Origin of the sequence: Flavobacterium sp. MMLR14_040, assembly GCF_033657265.1 — a bacterium.
GTDB lineage: Bacteria > Bacteroidota > Bacteroidia > Flavobacteriales > Flavobacteriaceae > Flavobacterium.
Genome location: NZ_JAWVWO010000005.1, coordinates 216,459 through 235,383 on the forward strand (window position 1 = coordinate 216,459; position 18,925 = coordinate 235,383).

General features: G+C 33.8%; 10 protein-coding genes. 8 read left to right on the forward strand and 2 right to left on the reverse strand.

The features are described from left to right. Window positions 1-24: 24 nt before the first annotated feature. Entirely contained in the window at window positions 25-2,904 is a 2,880-nt protein-coding gene (locus tag SD960_RS09455) for a triple tyrosine motif-containing protein (protein ID WP_318802445.1), read from the reverse strand. A 344-nt stretch (window positions 2,905-3,248) separates the two neighbouring features. Between SD960_RS09455 and SD960_RS09460 the strand changes: the two genes are divergently transcribed. From SD960_RS09460 to SD960_RS09495, 8 genes are all read left to right on the forward strand, one after another. Further along, window positions 3,249-6,371 carry a TonB-dependent receptor gene (locus SD960_RS09460; protein ID WP_318802446.1) on the forward strand — a complete coding sequence of 1,041 codons (3,123 nt, stop codon included), beginning with the start codon at window positions 3,249-3,251 and terminating at the stop codon, window positions 6,369-6,371. An 18-nt stretch (window positions 6,372-6,389) separates the two neighbouring features. Next, complete coding sequence (locus SD960_RS09465) at window positions 6,390-7,934, forward strand: RagB/SusD family nutrient uptake outer membrane protein (RefSeq protein ID WP_318802447.1); 1,545 nt, start codon at window positions 6,390-6,392, stop codon at window positions 7,932-7,934. Window positions 7,935-8,121: 187 nt separating this feature from the next. Further along, window positions 8,122-9,582 carry a glycoside hydrolase family 30 protein gene (locus SD960_RS09470; protein WP_318802449.1) on the forward strand — a complete coding sequence of 487 codons (1,461 nt, stop codon included), beginning with the start codon at window positions 8,122-8,124 and terminating at the stop codon, window positions 9,580-9,582. Between the two features lie 37 nt (window positions 9,583-9,619). After that, window positions 9,620-11,074 carry a glycoside hydrolase family 30 protein gene (locus SD960_RS09475; RefSeq protein WP_318802451.1) on the forward strand — a complete coding sequence of 485 codons (1,455 nt, stop codon included), beginning with the start codon at window positions 9,620-9,622 and terminating at the stop codon, window positions 11,072-11,074. Between the two features lie 32 nt (window positions 11,075-11,106). Beyond that, window positions 11,107-13,371 carry a glycoside hydrolase family 3 N-terminal domain-containing protein gene (locus SD960_RS09480; protein WP_318802453.1) on the forward strand — a complete coding sequence of 755 codons (2,265 nt, stop codon included), beginning with the start codon at window positions 11,107-11,109 and terminating at the stop codon, window positions 13,369-13,371. 238 nt (window positions 13,372-13,609) lie between these two features. Further along, entirely contained in the window at window positions 13,610-15,355 is a 1,746-nt protein-coding gene (locus tag SD960_RS09485; protein WP_318802454.1) for a cellulase family glycosylhydrolase, read from the forward strand. A gap of 129 nt (window positions 15,356-15,484) precedes the next feature. After that, window positions 15,485-16,324 (forward strand): endonuclease/exonuclease/phosphatase family protein, encoded by an 840-nt coding sequence (locus SD960_RS09490; RefSeq protein WP_318802455.1) that lies wholly within the window; start codon window positions 15,485-15,487, stop codon window positions 16,322-16,324. A gap of 6 nt (window positions 16,325-16,330) precedes the next feature. After that, on the forward strand, window positions 16,331-18,559 hold the full coding sequence (locus SD960_RS09495; protein ID WP_318802456.1) for a glycoside hydrolase family 3 N-terminal domain-containing protein: 2,229 nt from the start codon (window positions 16,331-16,333) through the stop codon (window positions 18,557-18,559). A 49-nt stretch (window positions 18,560-18,608) separates the two neighbouring features. Here the strand turns inward: SD960_RS09495 and SD960_RS09500 are convergent, their stop codons facing one another. Then, window positions 18,609-18,866: a hypothetical protein gene (locus SD960_RS09500; RefSeq protein WP_318802458.1), complete on the reverse strand. Its 258-nt coding sequence runs from the start codon at window positions 18,864-18,866 to the stop codon at window positions 18,609-18,611. Window positions 18,867-18,925 lie beyond the last annotated feature (59 nt).

The window sequence follows — 18,925 nt, forward strand, 5'->3', positions numbered from 1 at the left end:
TATAAATGGCTGTTTTGTTTTTAATTAAATACTCATCAAAAAGCCAATTAAATTCTCTTTTTTATTTAGTCCGAGTTTTTTTCTTAATCGATATCTGGCAAGTTCAACGCCGCCGCTTGAAATATTCATGATTTCGGCTATTTCCTTTGTTGACATATTCATTAATAAATAGGTAGACAAATCGAGTTCGCGCGGAGAAATCGTCGGATATTTTTCTTTGAGTCGCTTTAAAAACTCAAAATGAACATTTTTAATGTGCTTTTCCAGGTCTTTCCAGCTTTTGTCTGTATTAACTTCTTTGACGATACTTTTATGTAATTTATTGAACTCAAATTTCGTTGAGTCATCCAGAATATTAGTATCAATGTCTTTGAGTTTGTGAATTATTCCATTTAAGATTTTATTCTTCTTTACAACCTGAAGGGAATTATTTACGAGTTCTTTATCTTTTGCTAAAATTTTAATTTGAAGTTTGTCGCTTTTAAGTTTTTCGATTTCTTTCTCAAGTTCATGCTGCTCATGTCTTATTCTGGATTCTTTTTCAAGATACAATCTTCGTTGTTCTATTGTTTCGTAATATTTGTTTTTTCTAATTTTTGATTGAATTCTATTCGAAATAATATAGATAGCGGCTAAAACAAAAATAAAATAAATAAGATAAGCCAGAAAATGTCTGTACCACGGCGGAGAAATGGTAAAATTCACTTCATTAACATCAGAGACCACACCATAGCTGTTTTTGGCCCTAATTTTCATTGTATAATTGCCTTCTCTCAAATTAGTGTATTCCTTAATTGCTACAGTAGACCAATTTCTCCAGTTATCATCAAAAGGTTCCAGCTTATAGGAATACAGTAAGTTTTCCTGATTTTCATAAGTTGGTGACGAAAATGTAAATTTAACGTGATTCGAACTATAAGGCAGTTTAAATTCTTTTTCCTGTATTTCAAGATTTCCTATAAGAATGGTATCATCAGTAAATGAAAAACTTTCGATGAAGGTGTTTGGTTTAGTTATAAAACTGTTTGATATTTTTGAATCATAATGCGTTAAACCATCCGTTAGGCCAATAAAAATATTGCCGGGATCGATAGTATTTACAGAAATGTAATTATTGACCAGATTGCCTGTAAGGTTAGAAAACGGAGCTTCTTTTTTTGTAAAACTACCATTTTTATTTTTTGTTAATACCCCCAGCGATTCGCCATATGAATACCATAAATTGCCATAAGCGTCTTCTATTAAAGTGTTAATTGTGGGTATACCCTGAAATAAATGCGTAATTTTTTTATCTTCAAAAAAGGCTTCCTGTTCTTTCGAAAACCTGAAAAAATGATTTTTAGTTTGAAAATAGATTTTTTTATTTACTACTTGCAAGCTTCTGATTCCTTTATAATCTGATGAAAGCCGAGTATGCTTTTTTATGTAATCAAATCTTTTTAAATCATCAGATAATACCATTTGATACAAATACGGATCTTTTTTTAGCCATAAAAAATTTTCATCTAATGCTATTTCAAATGTATTTGTGGTTTGGTCAAATCCTTCAACCTGATTTACATATTCAATGCCATTTGCGCCCTTTTTAAAAATCGAAAAACCATTATAGCTTTCTCCAATTATGTAGTTTTCGTGATTCGGAATTGCTTTAAATCCGAAATAACCTTTTGTGTCTAATACTTTTGAAACCCTGTTTTGATCAATCACTAGTGCTCCGCTATTACTGGCGCATAATAGTGTGTTGTTTATTACCTGTACATTCCAGGCCTGCGCAATTGTACCTTCGACCCTGCTAAACGGTTCATCTTTAAATGATTTATTCCAGGAATGATAGAATAATCCCTGATTTGTTGCAACATATAAATATCCATTAAAAAGCAGAGACGAGTAAACGGTTCCGATATTATAACTGTAATCAAAAAAGGTGAAAGGCGAATTCTCGTTTATAAAAGTGATTCCATTATCCAACCCTAGCCAAAGATTGTTCTTGCTGTCTACAAATGAAGTTAATATAGTATTATTTTGAAGCCCTTTTTGGCGATTAAGATGCTGGATTATCTTACCGTTTAAATCGCAAACTATGAAACCATTTAATACAGAATTAAGAACGATAAACTTATTCTTTATTATACAGCCGCCAAGTGATGTGTTTTTTTTAATAAATTCATTAGCCTCGGTTTCCCATGCTTTAACTGAATTTCCATCGGTAACAAAAAGTCCTTTTTCCAGAGTGGCCAGAAGTAACCTGTTATTTGGTAAAGGAAAAACAGACCAGATTTCCTTATCATTAAAAACCGTCGAACCTTTTAGCGGAATTAATTTTCCATTTTTATATTCTAAAATTCCCAAAACTTTGTCCTGAAAGTATAGTTTTTTATTGACCAAAAATGAAAATTGAAACTTATTAGGAGCATCAATAAATCGTAATTTGTCATTTTTATAGAAAAATACTTTGGTAAATGATTGGAAAATTATTTCTCCTTTATATATATGAATCCTCCAGATAAGATTAATGTTCTTGTTTGCTTTTTTATCAATTAGTTTTGAAAGTGAAAAGTATTTTAAAACCCCTTTTTCATTGCTTTTAAAATATCCAAATTCATCATTTCCTCCTACAAAAATCCTTCCTGAATTATCAATTTTTACACTTCTTATTGCTGTTCCATTTGGCAAAGAATATTTATGCCATGTAGATCCGTCAAACTGAATTAAACCACTATTATTGGCAAAGTACATATTTCCTTTTTTGTCCTGATCTATGCTCCAGTTTTGGGTTCCTCCTTTATATTCTGTCCTTTTATAGTTCTTAACCTGAGGCAAACCTACACTTTTTACTTGCGCAAAAAACGAAAAAGGTAAGATAAAAATTACAAACAATGTTAAAAGTGATTTTATGAATTTCATAATTTTTAAGATCTATTTTTATGGGTAATGTTTTATATTTTGATTTAAAATCGAATATCGTGATTGTGATTCTATTGTTTTACTTAATTATTTTCAATAAAAGCGAAAATAATTGTTTTTTCATAAATGTAGTGTTTATTTTTATAATTAACATTTCGATAACATCTAATAATTTATGTTTAAATGGTTGTAAATCAATTTTTTATAAAAAAAATGATGTGTTTTTGTAATGTTATAAAATTTACTTTGATGTGTTTTTGTAATGAATTTTAATTATAAATAGTAAAAATTTAACTTTATTATTGCATCAAATTACTAATTAATTAACCAAAATTTTTAGAAAAATGAAATTAACAAAATTACTTATGTTTTGTATTTCATCTCTATTGTTCTCGGTTATCGCAATGGCACAGGACGTTACGGTAAACGGAACTATTAATGATGAAAGTGGATTACCCGTCCCAGGGGCAACTATCTCAGTTAAAGGAACGAACAAAGCAACAGCTTCCGACTTTGATGGAAAATTCCAAATAAGCGTTCCTTCAAACGGAACCTTAACTGTTACTTTTGTAGGTTATGTTACTGTACAGGAAGCAGTAAATGGAAGAACTAAACTGGATATTAAATTAAGACCAGAATCTCAAAACTTAAATGAAGTTGTAGTAGTAGGATATGGTACTCAAAAGAAGAGTGTTGTAACAGGATCAATTTCTAGTGTTAAGGCAAAAGATTTAGAAAGTTTACCAATTACCAGAATCGAGCAATCTTTACAAGGTAGAGTTTCAGGAGTTTCTATTGCTGCAAATGCAGGTCAGCCAGGATCAGCGTCTACAATACGTATTCGTGGTTTTACTACATTAAACAATAATGATCCTTTATGGGTAGTTGATGGTGTAATTGTAGATAACGGCGGAATAGGTTACTTAAACCAATCTGATATTGAATCTATCGAGGTACTTAAAGATGGTGCTTCTGGTGCAATTTACGGTTCTCGTGCTGCTGCCGGGGTTATCCTTGTAACTACCAAAAAAGGTAAAGCAGGTAAAATTTCTGTAAGTTATACTGGTTATGCAGGAACATCTCAGGCGGCTAAAAAAATCGATTTATTAGATGCTTCTCAATATACAACCATTTTAAATGAAGCGTATGTTAATGGAGGAAAACCGGCACCTTTCGCACCAACAACGGCAAAAGGAACTAATTGGCAGGATGTAATTTTTAATGATCATGCACAGCGTTATTCTCACGAATTAAGTTTTAGTGGTGGTAATGATACATCAACTTTTTACATGTCTTTTGGTTTAACAGATCAGGAAGGTATCGTTACAACTGATATTTCTAACTATAACAGAAAAAATATTCGTTTAAATTCTAACCATAAACTTGGTAAGTATATCAAAATTGGTCAGACTTTAGGATACTCTAATGAAAAAACAATTGGTATTGGTAACACAAATGATGAGTTTGGTGGTCCATTATCATCTGCAATCAACTTAGATCCATTAACGCCATCAATTGTTGGTCCGGAAGCAGCAGTTGCAGGAAGCCCATATGTAAATGCAAATGCGCTTAGAGATGCAAACGGAAACTATTATGGTATTTCTACAAACGTAACTCAGGAAACTTCAAACCCATTAGCATATACACAAACAAGATTAGGAAATAACGATTTCTCTGAAAATTTTGTTGGAAATATTTTTGTAGAAGCTGAAATTTTGCCTGGATTAAAATTCAGATCAACTGCAGGTGCTAAATTAGCTTACTACGGTTCAGATAATTTTACACCGGTTTACTACTTAAATGGGGCTACGAAAAAAGATGTAAACGAATTGTTTAGATCTTACAAAAAATCATATAGCTGGAATTGGGAGAATACCTTGAATTATGCTAAAAAATTAGGCGATCATAATTTTAGTGTTTTAGTAGGGAAAGGAACTTATGTAGATAATATTACATCTGGTAATGATATCACGTACAGAGGCGTTCCTGCAACAACACATGCAGATGCATCATTTAATGTTGATATTCCAATCGCTGATAAAATAGCAAATGCTTATAACGCACAAGCTTTAGAGCACAGAGTTGAATCTTTGTTCGGAAGATTAAACTACGATTATAAAGAGAAATATATTTTTACTGGTATTATTCGTCGTGACGGTTCTACACGTTTTGGACCAAACCATAAATACGGAACTTTCCCTTCTGTGTCTCTAGGATGGGTACCATCTAAAGAAGGATTCTGGAAAGAAAATGATGTAATAAACAATTTAAAAATTAGAGGAGGTTACGGTGTAACTGGTAATGACTCTTCTCCGGATTTCTTATATATTTCAACTGTTGGAATCCAAAGAAACTACACTATTGGTGGAAACATTGCTAACGGACAAAGTACCAATGCAATTGCAAATCCTGATTTGAAATGGGAAGAAACAAAACAAACCAACATTGGTTTCGAAACTATGTTATTCCATGATTTCAATTTAACTGTAGATTTTTTCAACAAGAAAACAGAAGGTATCTTAATGCCAGTTCCTGTTCCTGGATATGTTGGAGCAACAGGAAAAACATATGCTAACTTAGCAGATATGGAAAACAGAGGTATTGATATTGAATTAGGATACCGTAAAAAAATTGGAGCGTTAAACCTTTCAGTAAACGGAAACTTCTCATACATTAAAAATGAAATCACTTATCTTGATAAAGGAACAAACTTTTTAGTAGGTGATGAAACAGTTCAGTCTAGCTCTTATGAGATCAACAGAACACAAGTAGGACAAGCTTATAACTCATTCTACGGATTTAAAACAAATGGTATTTTCCAGACTCAGGCGGATGTTGATAATTATAAAAATGCTGCAGGAAAGGTAATTCAGCCAAATGCTAAACCAGGAGATTTCCGTTGGCAAGATTTAGATGGAGATGGTTCAATTGGATCTAATGACAGAACTTTCTTGGGAACTTCATTGCCTAAATATACTTACGGGTTTACTTTAAACTTAGATTACAAAGGATTTGATATGTTAGTTTTTGGTCAGGGAGCTGGTGGAAACATGATTTACCAAGGTTTAAGAAGACTTGATATTACAAATGCAAACTATCAAACAGAAGTTTTAGGTCGTTGGACAGGACCGGGATCAACAAACAGTTATCCTAGAGTTACTACAAATGATTCAAATAAAAACTTTACAAATCCATCTGATTTTAACTTAGAAAAAGGAGATTTCTTTAGATTTAAAACAGTTCAACTTGGATATTCATTTCCAAAAGAATGGATAGAAAGCATTTCATTGCAAAAAGTAAGATTGTACGTAACAGGAGAAAATTTATGGACAATAACTAAATACACTGGTTATGATCCTGAAATTGGAGGCCCTACTACGGCAGGGATGAACAACGTACAAGGTGTTGACAGAGGTTATTATCCTCAGGCAAAATCGTACATGTTAGGAGTTAATTTGCAATTTTAATTAAAAAAATAAAATATTATGAAACTTATAAGTTTTAAACAGTCACTTATGGCATTTGGAGTGTTGCTTACACTTGGAGCGTGCGATACAGATGAAAAATTAGAAGTGAAAGGTGATGGAGTAGTATATGAAGAAAATTTCTATAGAAACGAAACAGAAGCTTATTCAGGTCTTGTTGCAGCTTACGATAAATTAGGGAAGTTTGCGGGAGCAATGGAAAACGCGCCATTATTATTTTTAAACTCTGCATCAGATGATTTCTATGCAGGTGGTGGAGGACCAGATGACCAACCAGGTCTTCAGGTTGCATCAAACTATAGCATTAGTCCTGGAAATATTCCGCCAAATATTTGGGCAGATTATTACAAAGGTGTTGCAAGATGTAACATCATGTTGGCAAAACTTCCGGCTATTCCTATGGATGCTGCTAAAAAAACAAGATTTACTGCCGAAGTAAAAGCTTTACGTGCTTATTACTATTTTGATCTTGTTAGAATGTTTAAAAATATTCCTTTAATCCTGGCTCCTATAGTTCTTAAAGAAGAAATTCCATTAGTAGAACAGTCTAAGCCGGAAGTAGTGTATGCTCAAATCGAAAAAGATTTAAACGAAGCTATTCCTGATTTACCTATGAAATTACTAACTAATGAATTAGGAAGATTTAGCCAGGGAGCTGCAACGGCACTTTTAGGAAAAGTATATTTATACGACAATAAAAAAGCGGAAGCTGCTGCTGAATTAGCAAAAGTAAACGGAACTACTCCTGGACAACCAAGTAGTTACGGATATAATTTGATGGAGCATTTTTCAGATTTATGGAATCACGCAAACAAATTTAATACAGAATCAATTTTTGAAATTGCTTACACAGATAAATCAAATGCTGACTGGGGTAATTTTGAAAGAGGTGATGATGAAGGAAACGTTGCTGCTCAGTTAATGGGAATTAGAGATTACACTAGAACAAAACTAGGTATTGCAGCACTTTTGCCAGATTATATTAACGGCTGGGGTTTCATGGTAGTTACTAACGATTTAAGAAATACTTTACTGGGAGATCCTCGTTATGCTTCGACTATTTTTGATGCAGCTGCAGCGAGAGGTACAGATAATAAAGATCCAAACGGACTTATTACATATACAGACAGTTATAACGAAACAGGATATCATTTTATTAAATATGCAGCTGTTAATGCCGATATTAAATCTTCGAATCCTTTCCTGAATTTTGGTATTAATACTTATGTTATTCGTTTGGCTGATACTTATTTACTAGAAGCTGAAGCTTTAGGAGGAACAGGAGCAAGAGCTCAGGCACTTTTAGATGCAGTTAGATTAAGAGCAGGGGTACCAGTTGTACCAGTTTCTTTAGATGCTATTTATGCAGAAAGAAGATTGGAACTTGCAGGAGAAGGACATCGTTGGTTTGATTTAGTAAGAACAGGTCAGGCTGCTGCTAAATTGGCTTTCAAAGGATTTACTCCAGGAAAAAATGAAGCTTTCCCAATTCCTTACAGTGAATTCAACAACACTAAAATGGTTCAGAATCCGAACTATAATTAGAACCTTTAAAATAAAAATAACATTCATATAAGAATTGTAACTTCAAATATGATGTTAGTTTGAGTTAAGTTTAAGTTTGGTTGTCAGAATAGCCCATATTCTTTATTGATTATGGGCTATTTTTAAATCAAGTTGGCTAAGTTCAAAACGAGATTTGTACAAAAGTCTTACTACTAAAACATATACAATGAAAAAAATTGCATTCATTATTACTACTTGTTTATGTTTTTCTTTATCTGTTTTTTCACAAAAGAGCCAAAAACCGGTACAGAAATTTACAACAACCAACAAAAAAATCACAGTATATACTACTGCCGATAATACAAAATTAAGGTTAACCCCTACAGATAATTTAAGTTTTACAGCATCAAAGCAACCCGTTGAAACAGAAGTTTCGGTTTTTGTAGAACCTTCAAAAAAGTTTCAAACCTTTATGGGAATTGGCGGTGCCGTTACAGACGCAAGTGCCGAAATCTTCGCTAAATTGTCTAAAGAAAAACAACAAGAATTTTTAAATGCCTATTACGATGCTCAAAAAGGAATTGGATATTCATTGCTAAGAACAACCATTCAGAGTTCTGATTTTAGCAGTGGAAGTTATTCTTATATCGAAGAAGGCGATAAGGATCTCAAAACTTTTTCAATAGATCACGATCGAAAATATCGTATTCCGTTAATTAAAGATGCTATTAAAACCGCTGGCGGAAAGTTAGTTACTTATGCAACACCTTGGTCGCCAAATGCTTTTATGAAAAGTAATAAAGACGTTTTAAAAGGTGGAAAATTGTTGCCTGAATATTTTCAGCCTTGGGCAAATTTCTATGCCAAATTTATAAAATCGTACAACAAAGAAGGAATTCCAATTTGGGGAACATCGGTACAAAATGAACCAATGGCAACTCAAACCTGGGAATCTTGTTTGTATACCGCAGATGAAGAAAGAGATTTCCTTAAAAATTATCTTGGACCAACATTAAAAAAAGAAGGTTTAGGAGATGTAAAAATCATAGCCTGGGATCATAATCGTGATTTAATGGTACAAAGAGCCAACGTAATTTATTCAGATCCCGAGGCTTCAAAATATGTTTGGGGAATGGGTTTTCACTGGTACGAAACCTGGACAGGTGCTCAGCCCATGTTCGACAACGTAGCAAGAGTGAACGAAGCATATCCGGATAAAAAATTAATGTTTACAGAAGGATGCGTAGAAAGATTTGACGATACAAAATATCAGTTTTGGCCAAATGCCGAAAGATACGGAACCTCAATGATTAACGATTTTAATAACGGAACTGTTGCCTGGACAGACTGGAATATTCTTTTGGACGAACGCGGCGGACCAAACCATGTAGGTAATTTTTGTTTTTCGCCAATTCACGCTGATACAAATACAGGTCAGTTAATTTATACACCTTCATATTATTACATCGGACATTTTTCAAAATTCATTCGTCCAAATGCAGTGCGTGTAAGTACAGCAGTTAGCAGAAGTTATTTGTTAAGTACTTCATTCTTAAATACTGATGGCAAAATGGCAACGATTGTAATGAATCACACAGATAATGAAATTACGTACAATTTTATTATTGGAGCAGAAAAATCGATTGTCAAAATTCCGGCGCACGCTATACAAACGCTTGTATATTAATTATTTGCAGTAAAATTAAAAGAGTTTTTGAAAACATATGAAATCAATCAGCAGCATATTTATAACAGCAATTCTAATTCTGCAAGCCAATTATTCTTCATCACAACATGCAGGATCTTCCGGAGTTTCATCATCAAAATCAAATAAAAAAATCCAGATATATACAACAGCCAAAAATTCAGATTTACGGCTGTCGTTGTCTAATAATTTTATTTCGAAAGAAAAAGCGACCGTTTTTATTGAAGTTGATGCTTCAAAAACGTTCCAGACTTTTTTAGGAATTGGCGGTGCAATAACAGATGCAAGTGCTGAAGTTTTTGCTAAACTTTCTCCAGAAAAGCAGCAGGAATTTCTAAACGCTTATTATGATAAAGACAAAGGAATTGGTTATTCATTAGCCAGAACAAACATTCACAGCTGTGATTTTAGCAGCGAAAGTTATACTTATATAGCTGAAGGTGACAAAGATTTAAAAACTTTCAATATTGATCACGATCGAAAATTCAGGATTCCATTACTTAAAAGAGCAATTAAAACTGCCGGCGGAAAATTAACTTTATTTGTTAGTCCGTGGAGTCCCCCAGCTTTCATGAAAGACAATAATGATATATTACACGGCGGCGTTTTGTTGCCTGAGTTTGCACAATCATGGGCAAATTATTATGCCAGATTTATAAAAGAATACCAAAAAGAAGGAATTCCAATTTGGGGATTAACCATTCAAAACGAACCAATGGCAACCCAACGTTGGGAATCTTGTATATATACTCCCGAAGCCGAAAGAGATTTTCTTAAAAACTTCCTCGGGCCAACTTTAGAAAAAGACGGTTTAGGAGATAAAAAAATAATTATCTGGGATCATAATCGTGGAGACATGTTAGAAAAAAGAGCACAGCTTGTTTTTTCAGATCCTGAAGTTTCAAAATATGCGTGGGGAATTGGATTTCACTGGTACGAAACCTGGAATGGCGGAACACCAAAATTCGAATCGGTTGGCAATGTTCACAAAGCTTTTCCAAATAAAAATCTATTATTTACAGAAGGCTGCATCGAAAAATTTGACGCAACAAAATTTCAGTTTTGGGGAAATGCAGAACGTTACGGTCTTAACATGATCAACGATTTTAATAACGGAACCGTTGGCTGGACAGATTGGAATATTCTATTAGATCAAAATGGCGGACCAAATCATGTGGGTAATTTTTGTTTTGCACCCATTCATGCCGATACAAATACTGGACAATTAATTTATACACCTATGTATTATTATATCGGACATCTTTCAAAATTCGTTCGCCCCGATGCTAAAAGAATAAGTGAAACTGTAAGTGATAAAGTTTTGCTTTCAACCTCATTCAAAAATGCAGATGGAAAAATAGCTACAATTGTTATGAATCAGTCAGACAAAAATGTGGTTTATACGATTACAGTTAAATCTCAAAAAAATACAATTACAATACCGGCACATGCGATGCAAACGCTTGTGTATTAGTTTTTAATACGATATTAATTTAAAAAATTAAAATGAAAAATTCAGTTTTGCTATTGTCTTTGTTTCTTATTTGTGGAGCAGGATGGAGCCAACAATCAAAAAACAAAGCAGATATTGATGCTAAAGTTTCAGAGTTATTATCAAAAATGACACTGGAAGAAAAAGTGGGACAAATGACTCAAATCACAGTTACCATTTTTGAAGATACAAAAAAACCGGGTTATTTTGATGCTGCAAAATTAAAGCAGGGAATTCAGGATTATCATATTGGTTCTATTTTGAATGTGCCAAATCCGGGTGCGCCAACTTTAAAAAGATGGCAGGAAACCATGACGGCAATTACAAACGAAGCCAATAAAACAAGATTGAAAATCCCTGTTTTATACGGAATTGATGCTATTCACGGTGCAAGTTATACAGATGGAGCAACATTGTTTCCACAACAAATAGGTTTGGCTGCAACGTTTAATACGGCTTTAGTAAAACGCGGAGCTGAAATTTCGGCTTACGAAACCAGAGCTTCCTCAATTCCATGGGTTTTTTCTCCGGATTTAGATTTTCCTAGAAATCCTGCGTGGTCAAGAATGTGGGAATCTTTTGGAGAAGATGCTTATTTATCTTCAAAAATGGCAGTGGCTTTAGTAGATGGTTTTGAAGGAAACAACAATGTAGGTTCTAAATACAGCGTTGCTTCGTGCATGAAACATTACATAGGTTACGGAAGCACAACAACCGGAAAAGACAGAACGCCAAGCATTATTCCGGAACGTATTTTAAGACAATACGACTTAACAATCTATCAGGCAGCAATAAAAGCAGGTGCAAAAAGCGTGATGGTAAGTTCAGGAGAAATCAATGGAACTCCCGTACACGCCAGCAAACATTTAATTACAGATATTCTTAAAAACGAACTAGGATTTCAGGGCGTTGTTGTTACCGACTGGAAAGATATTATTTATCTAAATACCAGACATAAAGTTGCCGAAACCAAAAGAGACGCCGTGCGTATTGCGGTTATGGCAGGAATTGACATGAGCATGGTTCCGGAAGAATTTTCTTTTTATACAGATTTAGTTGATTTAGTAAAAAAAGGCGAAGTGCCAATGTCCAGAATTGACGATGCTGTAACAAGAATTTTGAGAATGAAATACGAATTGAATTTGTTTCAAAATACTGTTGCTGATTTAAAAGATTATCCAAAATTTGGTTCGGAAGAACACATTCAGGAAGCGTATAATACAGCTGCAGAATCGATTACTTTATTGAAAAATAAAGACGCTGTTTTACCTTTAAACAAAACAGAAAAAATTCTGGTTACAGGTGCAACTGCAAATAGCATGAAATACCTTAACGGAGGCTGGTCATATAATTGGCAGGGTGAAAACTCAGATACTTATGCCGCAGATAAATCAACAATTTTGGAAGCTTTTCAAAATAAATTAGGCAAAGAAAATGTGTTATATACAGCTGGAGCGGATCTTGAAAAAGAAGACGATGCCGAAATTCAGAAAGCTGTTGACTTAGCAAAAAATGCATCAAAAATAGTATTGTGTTTAGGAGAGAAAAATTATACTGAAACTCCGGGAGACATCAGCGATATTTATATTACTAAACCTCAAATAAAATTAGCACTTGCCTTATCAAAATTAAACAAGCCTATTATTTTAGTTTTAAACGAAGGAAGACCAAGATTAATTAGTGATTTTGAAGATAAAATGAGTGCTGTTGTACAATGTTATTTACCTGGAAATGAAGGTGGAAGAGCATTGGTAGATATTCTTTACGGAGACATAAACCCAAGTGGAAGATTGCCTTATAATTATCCAAGATACCCTAACTCTTTAGAAAAATACAATAGAAAATATACCGAAAGTATTTCTGAAGGAGAGCAAAATAACGATGCAACTTACGAGAAAAGTTATTTGCCTCAATTTGAATTTGGAACTGGATTATCATACACAACTTTTTCTTATTCCAATTTAAAAATTGATAAAAAAGAAATCAACAATACAGATGAAATAAATGTTTCTGTTGATGTTACAAATTCAGGAAAAAGAGCCGGAAAAGAATCTGTTTTATTGTATTTGTCAGACAATTTTGCTTCGATTACACCAGAATTTAAATCCTTAAAAAGATTCGAAAAAATCAGTTTAGAGCCAAACGAAACCAAAACAGTAAAATTCACTTTAAACCAAAAAGATTTGCAATTTGTAAATGAAGATCTAAAATGGATTTCGGAAAAAGGAACTTTTACAGTTCAAATCGCCAATCAAAAAACGGATTTTTTACTAAAATAAATCAGTCTTAACTATTCCTGCAAGGTTTTCAAAACCTTGTAGGTATTTTAAGTTTAAATTAAACACATAGAAATATAGATTTTATTTTTAGAAATCAATAAAAAGAGAATAAAAAGAAACTAGTTTCTCACACATAGCTATGTGCATTAATACAAGTGAAACGCCTTTTGAGCGCAAACTAAGCTATGTTTCTATGTGTTAAACAATACAACCAACGGATTAATATTTAAAATAGAGCATGAAAAATTTAATTATAACATTACAATTGTTGTTTTCAATTGCCGTTTCTGCGCAAGGATTTCTACACAGAGACGGGCAAAATATTGTAGACGGCAACGGAAAAAATGTAATATTAAGAGGGTTAGGCGTTGGTGGCTGGATGGTTCAGGAAGGATATATGTTGCAGACACAGCCTTTTGCAAGTCCGCAATATATGATCAGACAAAAAATTCAGGAAGTCATTGGCGAAGAAGGAACAAAAGAATTTTATGCTGCTTACAAAGTAAACGGAATAACCAAAAGAGATGTTGATTCGCTGGCTAAATGGGGATTCAATTCCATTCGTTTGCCCATGCATTACAACTTATATACACCACCAATCGAACAGGAAAAGAACGGTGAAATAACCTGGATTGAAGAAGGTTTTACCATGACTGATAATTTGGTAAAATGGTGTGCAGCAAATAAAATGTATCTTATTTTAGATTTACACGCTGCGCCGGGTGGGCAAGGAAATGATGCCGCAATTTCAGATTACGATACTACAAAACCATCTTTATGGCAAAACGAAGACAATCAGAAAAAAATGATTGCTTTATGGAAAAAACTGGCTTCACGTTACAGAGATAATCCATGGATTGGTGCTTACGACATTATCAACGAGCCCAACTGGAATTTTACCGGAACTAATAAAAACGGCTGCGACGAAAACTCAAACGGACCTTTGAGAGATTTAATGGTTCGCGTTACCAAAGCGATTCGGGAAGTCGATACCAACCATTTAATTTTTATTGAAGGTAATTGCTGGGGAAATAATTACAACGGCATCTTTCCTTTATGGGATGAAAATATGGCCTTGAGTTTTCATAAATACTGGAATTACAACACAACAGCTTCTATCCAGAAAATGCTCGATTACAGAAAACAATACAACGTTCCAATTTGGTTGGGCGAAAGCGGAGAAAACTCAAATGTTTGGTTTAAAGATGCGCTGACTTTGGTAGAAACAAACAATATTGGATGGGCTTTTTGGCCAATGAAAAAAATCGAAAATATTGCCGGAGTAACTTCTGTAACCAAAATTCCGGAATATGATGTTTTACTAAAATACTGGAAAGACGGTGGAGAAAAACCATCTGCAGAATTTGCGAAAAAAACATTGATGAAAATGGCGGATAATTACAAAATGGAAAACCTAACGATAAAACCAGATGTAATTGATGCGATGTTCAGACAAGTACAAACCAATGATACAAAACCATACAAAAATCATATTATTCCGGGAAAAATTGCAGCAACGCATTATGATTTGGGAACGAATGAAAAAGCCTATTCAGATAAAGATTTTGTGAATTACAGAGTCGAAACCGGAAATTTTGACGAATGGAACAAAGGCAACTCAATGCGAAATGATGGAGTTGATATTTTGCCTTGCAAAGATGCTGGTTCAAACGGTTATCAGGTTTCTTTTATCGAAGATGGAGAATGGCTCCAATATACAGTTGAAGTTAAAAAGCAAGGCACTTATAAAGTAGCGATTCGTTATTCAGCAGAAACAGAAGGCAAACTTCATTTAGAAATTGAAAACGTAAAAAAATCAGAAACAATTTCTCTACCAAAAACTGAAGGAAACGACAAATGGGAAACAGTTGTTTCATCAGGAATTGAGTTAAATAAAGGAACAAATAAAATTAAGGTAGTTTTTGACAAAGGAGGTTTTAATTTGAATTATCTGGATTTCACTGAAGCTAAAAAAAGCCGCTAAAAGGTAAAAAGTATTAAAAAAAGACTAATTAACTGTATGGTAAAATGCATGATTAATTATTTTGTTACATTAGTTTTCTCCATTAAGACTCTAAAACATTAAAGCTTTTGTGGACTAAAATTATTTTATATGAAAAAATTACATTTTATCGTTTCAGTTTTAATGCTGCTTTTTGTAAGCATCTCATCTTATGGTCAAAATTTAAAAATGATGACCTACAATATTCGGTTAGATAATCCTTCAGATGGAGAAAATGCGTGGTCTAATCGAAAAGAATATTTTACATCACAAGTGCAATTTTATAGTCCCGATATTTTTGGAGTTCAGGAAGCTTTGCCAAATCAGGTTAACTATATAGCTTCGGCTTTGCTGGAATATAACAAATTTGGAATTGGAAGAGAAGAAAAAGGAGAAGGCGAGGCTTGCACGATTTATTATAAAAAAGACCGTTTTCAGGTACAAAACATAAATACATTTTGGTTGTCGGAAAACCCAAATGTAGTTTCCAGAGGTTGGGATGCAGCTTGTAACAGAGTCTGTACGTCGGCTCTTTTTAAAGATTTAAAGACAAAGAAGTTTTTTTGGGTTTTTAACGTGCATCTCGACCATATTGGAAACGAAGCAAGAATAAAAGGAGTACAATTGGTTCTTTCGAAAATAAAAGAATTCAACACAAAAAATTATCCTGTTTTTTTGATGGGCGATTTTAATTCAGAACCTGATACACCGCAAATTGCTGAAATAAAAAAAGTGATGGATGATACCAAAGATGTTTCTATGCAAAAGCCTTTTGGACCATCAGGAACTTTTAATGATTTTGAACACAATAAGCCTGTAACCCTGCTTATAGATTATATTTTTATTTCTAAAAACAGCGGGTTAAAAGTGCAAAAGCATGCCGTTTTAAGTGATTCGAAAGATTTAAAATATCCCTCAGATCACTTGCCGGTTTATATTGAAATTAATTAAATTAAAATGAAAAAATTAACCACATTTACCTTGTTGATGGTGTCGTTTTTTGCGGCCGCACAACAAGAAACAATCGATCAAAAAGTAAATGCTTTATTGAAAAAAATGACTATTGAAGAAAAAATAGGTCAGCTTAATCAATATACAGGCGATAATTCTGCAACCGGACCAATTACCATAAATCCTAATAAACAAGCTGAGATAAAAGCAGGATTGGTAGGTTCAATGCTTAACATTGTTGGAACAAAATATACCAGACAATATCAGGAATTAGCGATGCAGTCACGCCTTAAGATTCCGTTGTTATTTGGTCAGGATGTAATTCATGGATATAAAACAACATTTCCTATTCCGTTAGCCGAAGCTGCAAGTTGGGATTTACAGGCAATTGAATTAGCTGCCAGAGTTGCTGCAACCGAAGCTTCTGCAAGCGGTATTCACTGGACATTTGCGCCAATGGTTGATATTGGCCGTGATCCGCGTTGGGGCCGCGTAATGGAAGGTGCCGGAGAAGATACTTATCTGGGTTCTAAAATCGCTTATGCGAGGGTAAAAGGCTTTCAGGGAAATAAGCTTGGAGATTTAAACTCTGTTATGGCTTGCGTAAAACACTTTGCAGCTTATGGAGCCGCAACAGGCGGTAGAGATTACAACTCGGTTGACATGAGCGAAAGAATGTTATTTGAAACTTATTTGCCTCCTTTTAAGGCAGCTTTGGATGCAGGAGCAGCCACTTTTATGAATTCGTTTAATGATTTAAACGGAATTCCGGCAACCGGAAATGTACATTTACAGCGTGACATTTTAAAAGGAAAATGGAACTTTCAGGGTTTTGTAGTTTCAGATTGGGGTTCAATTGGTGAAATGGTCGCACACGGTTATTCAAAAGATCTTAAAGCGGCTGCACTTTCTGCCATTACAGCGGGAAGCGATATGGATATGGAAAGTAACGCTTACCGTTATAATTTAGCCGAATTGGTAAAAGAAGGAAAAGTATCTATTGACCTTATTGATGATGCTGTAAAACGTATTCTTCGTAAAAAATACGAATTAGGATTGTTTGAAAATCCGTATAAATATTCAGATGATAAAAGGGCTGAAAAAGCGTTGAATAATCCTGAAAACAGAAAAGCCGCGCTTGAAGTTGCTGAAAAGAGTATTGTTTTACTAAAAAATGAAAACCAGACTTTGCCACTTTCTAAAAGCGTAAAAACAATTGCATTTATTGGTCCAATGGTCAAAGAATACAAAGCCAATATGGGATTTTGGTCTGTAGAATTACCAGATGTTGATTATGATAAATGGGTAGTTTCGCAATGGGACGGACTTCAAAATAAAGTGGGTAAAAATACCAAATTGCTTTACGCAAAAGGATGTGAAGTGGATGGCGATAACAAAGACGGATTTGCCGAAGCTGTTGCAATTGCAAAACAAGCTGATGTTGTTATTTTAAGTATTGGCGAAAGACGCGATATGAGTGGTGAAGCAAAAAGCCGAAGTGATCTTCATTTACCGGGAGTTCAGGAAGATTTAGTGAAAGCAATTCAGGCAACAGGAAAACCGGTTGTGGTTTTGGTAAATGCAGGAAGACCACTTATTTTTAACTGGACTGCAGATAATGTTCCGGCAATTGTGTACACTTGGTGGTTGGGAACTGAAGCAGGAAATGCAATTGCCAATGTTTTGTTTGGAGATTATAATCCGTCTGGTAAATTGCCAATGACTTTTCCGAGAGAAGTAGGGCAAGTGCCAATTTATTACAATCATTTTAGTACCGGAAGACCGGCTCCAAATGAAAATGCTACAGGTTATGTTTCTTCTTATATTGATTTGAAAAACTCACCAAAATTTCCGTTCGGATATGGTTTGAGTTATACAAAATTCAATTATTCCGATTTGAAATTATCTTCTGCTAAAATAAAAAGTAACGAAACCATTAAAGTTTCTTTCCAATTATCAAATGTTGGAAAAGTTGCCGGAGAAGAAGTTGTGCAGTTGTATTTGCAGGATAAATTTGGATCTGTAGTAAGACCGGTTTTAGAATTGAAAGATTTTCAAAAAGTAAAACTAAATGCAGGAGAATCTAAAACAATCGAATTTACAATCGACAAGGAAAAACTTTCTTTTTACAATGATAAAATAAAATGGGTTGCTGAACGGGGAGATTTTGAAGTAATGATCGGAGCTTCGTCAGCAGATATTAAATTAAAAGCAGATTTTGAATTAGTACAATAAATAGAATGTCAATTAAATTGGCGCTATGAATTTTATAAACGGTTTCGAATTATTTCAAAACAGTGTTTATAAAATCCATAGCGCCAATTCCTTTATAGGAAGCGTATAATGCTTTATCAAAAGCTTCACGTTTTGCTTTTTTATCTTTGGCTTCCGTTTCAACAATCATCTGGTTGAAAATTCTTTCCTGCTCTTCGCTGTATTTTATAGAAGCTTCTAAAAGATAAGTCTTAGAAACAAATCCGAAAGAAGCCCAGATTTTGTTTTTAATTTTCTGATTTATTTTATTTAACGAATTGGTAATCATATCTCTTGCATTAAAGTCAGTTTTTTATTTTTCTAAAAAAGATTACAAATACAAATAAA